Origin of the sequence: Micromonospora echinofusca, assembly GCF_017614955.1 — a bacterium.
GTDB lineage: Bacteria > Actinomycetota > Actinomycetes > Mycobacteriales > Micromonosporaceae > Micromonospora > Micromonospora echinofusca_A.
The window spans coordinates 1-5,635 of record NZ_WVUH01000414.1; the positions used below are offsets into that span (position 1 = coordinate 1).

A 5,635-nucleotide genomic window follows, 5' to 3' on the forward strand; every position below is an offset into this window, starting at 1 on the left:
GGCGGGGGACGGCGGATCTGGCAGGGGCATCATGCCGGCATGCTCCTCCACCGGATCAACCAGGCCGACCACTGCTCCCCGGATCACCGCAGTGCGGGCAGTGCGGATCGCGGCCCTCCGAGGGCCAGAGACAGACGACCGCCGCACCGGTCTCCGCCGCCAGGCGATGCGCCAGTTCCTGTCCGGTGGTACGCCAGCGCTGCCAGTCCTGCCCGGTTGCCGGCTCGGCGCAACCGTCGGGGCCACGCCAGGCCGCCGGCTGGTGCCGGTCCTGCCAGTCCGCCCAGGCTTGCAGGTCTGCGGCCAGCCCGGCGGAGAGGCCGAGTGCCTCGGGCCCCGCGCAGCCATCCACCTCGCGGGCCGGTCGGCCGGGCCGGGCGGGCAGCATGAAACGGGTCCACACCGGAAAGGCGCCGTAGTCGACGTCGAGGTCCAACCGGCGCACCCCGGCGGGACGACCGTGGGGACAGGCACGGGAATGCCGGCGGAATTCGTCCACGACCCTCCTGGCCGATGTCAGGCGCACCACCGGCCCGGCGCCCCGGGACGGGCCGGCCACCGACGGGCCGGTGGATCGTACCGCACACCGGGCCGCAGCCACTGCCGCCACTTTGCCCTGTTTCATTTTTGAAAACACCGGCACCCGCCCGCCACAATTCTGTTCCGCCGCGCCATCCGACCATTTTCTTGCCTTCGTATGCCCCGCTATCTAGCATCATTTCCGCCTTTCCGGCCGCCGCCCCGACAACGGCCGGGCGGCGCGAATTCAGAATGTTGCAGCAGTTGAGGTGGAGGCGTTGCATGTCGCATGAAACACCGACGTCGAGTGTTCCCCGTCGCCAACTCGGCCGGCTCCTCGCCCAACTCCGCGAGGAGGCTCTGATCAGCATGGACGCCGCCGCTGCGGAGCTGGACTGCTCCCGGCAGAAGGTCTGGCGCATCGAGAAGGGACTCACCCTGGTCCGGCTGCCGGATCTGCGGGCCATGTGCGATCTCTACCGGGTCCCGGACGAGTTGCGGTCGGTGGTGACGGGCCTCGCCCTGGAGACGAGGAACAAGGGATGGTGGCACACCTACGGCGACTGCGTACCCGAATGGTTCTCGCTCTATGCCAACCTGGAATCGTCGGCGACCACCATCCGGCAGTTCGACCCGCAGTTGATTCCCGGCCTGTTGCAGACCACCCACTACATCACCGCGCACTACCGGCGGAACCGTCCGGACCTCGGCATCGCCGAACGCGAGCGGGCGGTGGCCGCCCGGTGCGAGCGGCAACGGCTGCTCACCCGCCGGCTGCCGGCCGCACCGACCCTGCGGGTGGTGCTCGGCGAGGAGGCGCTGCGCCGTCCGGTGCTCGACCCGGCCGGGATGGCGACCCAGCTCCGCCACCTGTGCACCCTGGTCCGGCAGTTGCCGCACCTGCGGATCCGGGTGCTGCCCCGGGCCGCCTGGCCACCGCTGGTCACCGAGGCCGGCACCTTCGTCATCCTCGACTTCCAGCCCACCCGGGGCCGGAACTGGGTCGAGCCGAGCACGGTCTACGTCGAAGGGCTCACCGGTGCGCTCTATCTCGACCGGCCGGCCGAGGTCGCCGCCTACGAACGGGTCTGGGCGGGGCTGGAATCAGCGGCACTGGATCAGGAAGAATCGATACATCTGATCGAATCGATCGTGGAGGAACACCGTGGCCACTGAGACCGGCGCCACCTGGCGCACCAGCAGCCGCAGCGGCGCCACCGGCGGCAACTGCGTCGAGGTCGCCGACGATCTCGGGGTCGGGCTGGTGGGCGTACGGGACAGCAAGGACCGTTCCGGGCCGGTGCTGGCCTTCGACGCGCGGGCCTGGACCGCCTTCCTCGCCGGGATCCGGGCCGACCGTCTCGGCGGGTGACCGTCGCGCGCCGACCGGCCGCGCCGGGGCGGCGCACGGCGGCAGGGGCGTGCGGTTTCGGGCGGAAACGGCCCGGGTACCTGCGCCTGCGATGAAATCCCCACTGAACGCCACCCGGCTGCGGCGCGCGGCGCGCAACCTCTTCGGATGGCACACCCTGCGCCCGAACCAGCTCGCCGCGATGCGGGCGGTGATGAAGCGCCGCGACGCCCTGGTGGTGCTGCCCACCGGGGCCGGCAAGTCGGCGATCTACCAGATCCCAGCAAGCCTGATCCCCGGGCCGACGGTGGTGATCTCGCCGCTGCTCGCCCTGCAACAGGACCAGATCGCCGCGCTCAACGAACGCCAACGGCCGGAGCTGCGGGCGGTCCGGATCAGCTCGAACGAGACGGCCGCCCAGCAGGCGGCAGCGGTCGCCGAGCTGCGGGACGGCCGGGCCGAGTTCCTCTTCATCACCCCGGAACAGCTCAGCAACCCGGACCGGATGGCCGAGATCCGCGACCTGCGACCGGCCCTCGTGGCAATCGACGAGGCACACTGCATCTCCGCGTGGGGACACGACTTCCGCCCCGACTACCTGGCGCTCGGGCACCTGATCGACGGGCTCGGCCGGCCACCGGTGGTGGCCCTGACCGCGACCGCCTCGCCACCGGTACGCGACGACATCGTCGCCCGGCTCCGATTGACCGACCCGGAGATCGTCGTGTCCGGACTGGACCGGCCGAACATCTTCGTCGAGGTGGCGCACTGCCCGACCGAGGACTACCGGTGGCGGCGGCTGGTGGCGCTGCTCCGGGAGGACGAGCGGCCCGGGATCATCTACGTACCCACCCGGCGCTCCGCCGAGGAACTGGCCGCCCGGCTCACCGCCGCCGGTTTCCCGGCGCAGTACTACCACGGCGGGATGGCCGCCGGCGCCCGGGAGGAACTGCACGAGGCGTTCCTCGCCGACCGGGTACCGATCATGGTGGCCACCTCGGCGTTCGGCATGGGCATCGACAAGCCGAACATCGCCTGGGTGGTGCACATGGCGTTGCCCGACTCCCCGGACAGCTACTTCCAGGAGATCGGCCGGGCCGGACGCAACGACGAACCGGCCCGGGTACTGCTGCTCTGGCGGGCGGAGGACGTCGGGTTGCAGCGGTTCTTCACCGGCGGACTGCCGGACGAGGCCGAGTTGCGGGAGCTGGCCGCCCTGCTGCGGCGCGCCCCGACGACCCGGACCGCCCTGCGGGAACGCACCGGGCTGGGGGCCCGCAAGCTCGGCAACCTGCTCGCCCTGCTGGAGCAGGTGGGCGCCGCCGCTCCCCGGGCCGACCAGCGGATCGGCGCACCCCGGTACGCCCCGAAGCCGGCCGAGGCGGCCCGGGCCGCGCTCGCCGAGGCGGAACGGCAGCAGGCCGTGCAGCGGTCGCGTACCGACATGATGCGGGCGTTCGCCGAGACCCGGTCCTGCCGCAGCCAGACGTTGCTGGCGTACTTCGGCGAGCAGATGACCGCCGTCTGCGCGCACTGCGACAACTGCCACGCCGGCACCAGCGTCGCCGACGGCGGCGCGCACGGCCCGTTCCCGGTGCACAGCCAGGTACGCCACGCCGAGTGGGGCACCGGGCTGGTCCTCAGCTACGAGGCCGACCGGATGACGGTTCTCTTCGACGACGTGGGGTACAAGACGCTGTCCGTACCGGTGGTCAGCGAACAGGGACTGCTGGTCGCGGACTGACCGATCTGGCATACCCTCGGTGCCGGCCCGTGGTGCCGGACAGGTCCGGCCGCCGGCGGTCCGGTGGCGCGGGAGATGGGCAAGCGAATGGAAGGGGCACAGCCGTGATCGAGCAGCCGACGTACGCCAGCTTCGGTTTCACCGACGAGGAGTGGGGGTTGCTGGTCGGCCTGCCCCAGGCCGTGCTGACCGCAGCGAGCGCGGCCGAGTCCGACGGTACCCGCCGCACCATGGCGGAGAACGCCGCCGGACTCGACACCATCTCGGCAGGGCGCGAGTCGGGCAGCCCGCTGGTCGCCGCCGTCGCCACCGAACTGGTCGCCCGGGTGGGTGACCCGGAGGCCGGCGAGGAACTGCCGGTCATCGCGCCGTCCGACCCGCAGGCCCTGATCGACGACGTGCTCGGCCGGGCCCGGGCCGCCGCGTCGCTGCTCGCCGACCGGGTCGACGAGGGTGCGGCCGGGGCGTACCGGCACTGGCTGGTGGAGATCGCGGAAAACGTGGTGACGGCAGCCTCGACCGGCGGCATCCTGGGGATCGGCGGCGACGTGGTCAGCGACTCGGAGCGGCGGTTCCGCGACCGGCTGTCCCAGGTGCTCAACGACTGAGGTTCCGTACCGGATCCGATCAGCAGTCACGATCCGCGCAACGTCCCGGGCGTTGCCGCCCCGACCGGTGTCGGGACGGTGACACCGGGATGGTGCGCGGATTTTCGCAGGTACCTTCGGACTCCGATCGGCACCGATCGACGCGGTGCGGGACCAATCACAATGGACTGGCACAGCATCGGACGTAGCGGTTACATAACCAGGCTCAGGCAGCGACCGGACGCCGGGAGAAAGGGGCCGCAATGCTGGAGTCCGCCGTCGTGGACACCGAGGAACTGCCGCCGTCGGAGCGCTTCGGGCTCTGGCTGGACGCCATCGCCCGGATGTCGGCCCCGCTGAAGGTCTACACCGACCACGCCGACAACTTCACCGCCCGCGCCCATGCGATTCCACTCGGGCCGGTACAGCTCATCGACTACCGGTACCCGTCGATGGATGCCCGTCGGGCGAACAGCCGTACCGGCTCGGAACCCGACGTGTACATGCTGGCGTTGACCACCAGTGGCCGGAGCCGGATCACCCAGGACCGGCAGACCAGCGCCTTCACCGCCGGTGACTTCACCTTCTACGACGCGACCCGCTCGCACGAGGTGGCGCACTTCGGCGACCTCGGCCGGACCGGGCTGGCCACCTCGGTGTGCCTGGTCATCCCGCACGAACTGGTCAGTCTGCCGCCGGACAAGGTGGCCCGGCTCTTCGCCGGTCGACTCTCCTCCACGGAGGGGGTGGGCGCGCTGCTCGCGCAGTACATGACCCGGATCGCCCGGCACCCCGAGCAGTACCGGCCGCAGGACGCGCCGCAGCTCGGCACGATCGCCCTCGACCTGTTCACCACCATGCTCGGTACCCATCTGGACACGGTGGCGACCGTGCCGGCGGCCATCCGGCAGCGGGCCCTGCTGACCCGGGTGCACGCGTTCGTCCAGCGGCATCTCGCCGACCCCCGGCTCGATCCGGCGATGGTCGCCGCCGCGCACCACATGTCGGTCCGGTCCCTGCACCGGCTCTTCGCCCAGGAGCAGAGCAGCGTGGCGGAGTTCATCCGGCAACGGCGGCTCGACCGCTGCCGGCGGGACCTGATGAACCCGGCCCTCCAGCACCAGCCGGCGTACGCGGTGGGCGCCCGCTGGGGGTTCCCCGACCGCGCGCACTTCACCCGGGTCTTCCGGGCCGCCTACGGGGTGACCCCGCAGGCGTACCGGGAGCAGCGCGAGGTGCTCGCCTCCCCCGGCCTGGCACGTTCCGCCAACCTGGTGGCACCCGTGGACAACGACGGTCCCCCGATACTGGAGTCCGACCGGCGGTGACCGGTCGGGGACGGGGCGGTTCCGCGACGCAACGGGGGTTGCGGCGGCAACCGACGGCTGACCGGCCGGCGGTGTCCGCCCAGGTCGCGGGACCCCCGCCCCACCC

6 protein-coding genes are annotated in these 5,635 nt (G+C 71.8%); 5 read left to right on the plus strand and 1 reads right to left on the minus strand.

All coding sequences use genetic code 11. From position 1 onward, the window contains the following. Window positions 1-55: 55 nt before the first annotated feature. Window positions 56-436 carry a hypothetical protein gene (locus tag GSF22_RS29825; RefSeq protein WP_208817248.1) on the minus strand — a complete coding sequence of 127 codons (381 nt, stop codon included), beginning with the start codon at window positions 434-436 and terminating at the stop codon, window positions 56-58. Window positions 437-801: 365 nt separating this feature from the next. Here GSF22_RS29825 and GSF22_RS29830 point away from each other — a divergent pair, with 365 nt between their 5' ends. The 5 genes from GSF22_RS29830 to GSF22_RS29850 all read left to right on the plus strand — a co-directional run bounded on the left by GSF22_RS29830 (window position 802) and on the right by GSF22_RS29850 (window position 5,529). Next, entirely contained in the window at window positions 802-1,695 is an 894-nt protein-coding gene (locus GSF22_RS29830) for a helix-turn-helix domain-containing protein (protein ID WP_208817249.1), read from the plus strand. Further along, window positions 1,685-1,891: a DUF397 domain-containing protein gene (locus GSF22_RS29835; RefSeq protein ID WP_208817250.1), complete on the plus strand. Its 207-nt coding sequence runs from the start codon at window positions 1,685-1,687 to the stop codon at window positions 1,889-1,891. The genes GSF22_RS29830 and GSF22_RS29835 overlap by 11 nt, the downstream gene beginning before the upstream one ends. A 91-nt stretch (window positions 1,892-1,982) precedes the next feature. Beyond that, window positions 1,983-3,614 (plus strand): RecQ family ATP-dependent DNA helicase, encoded by a 1,632-nt coding sequence (locus GSF22_RS29840; RefSeq protein WP_208817251.1) that lies wholly within the window; start codon window positions 1,983-1,985, stop codon window positions 3,612-3,614. Between the two features lie 104 nt (window positions 3,615-3,718). After that, window positions 3,719-4,222 carry a hypothetical protein gene (locus GSF22_RS29845; protein ID WP_208817252.1) on the plus strand — a complete coding sequence of 168 codons (504 nt, stop codon included), beginning with the start codon at window positions 3,719-3,721 and terminating at the stop codon, window positions 4,220-4,222. A gap of 242 nt (window positions 4,223-4,464) precedes the next feature. Further along, complete coding sequence (locus GSF22_RS29850; protein ID WP_208817253.1) at window positions 4,465-5,529, plus strand: helix-turn-helix domain-containing protein; 1,065 nt, start codon at window positions 4,465-4,467, stop codon at window positions 5,527-5,529. The last annotated feature ends 106 nt before the right edge of the window (window positions 5,530-5,635 follow it).

What these genes read in the sequence shown, in the direction of transcription:
- GSF22_RS29830 (WP_208817249.1), top strand. Translation starts at nt 802, where the DNA reads ATGTCGCATGAAACACCGACGTCGAGTGTTCCCCGTCGCCAACTCGGC.
- GSF22_RS29850 (WP_208817253.1), top strand. Translation starts at nt 4,465, where the DNA reads ATGCTGGAGTCCGCCGTCGTGGACACCGAGGAACTGCCGCCGTCGGAG.
- GSF22_RS29840 (WP_208817251.1), top strand. Translation starts at nt 1,983, where the DNA reads ATGAAATCCCCACTGAACGCCACCCGGCTGCGGCGCGCGGCGCGCAAC.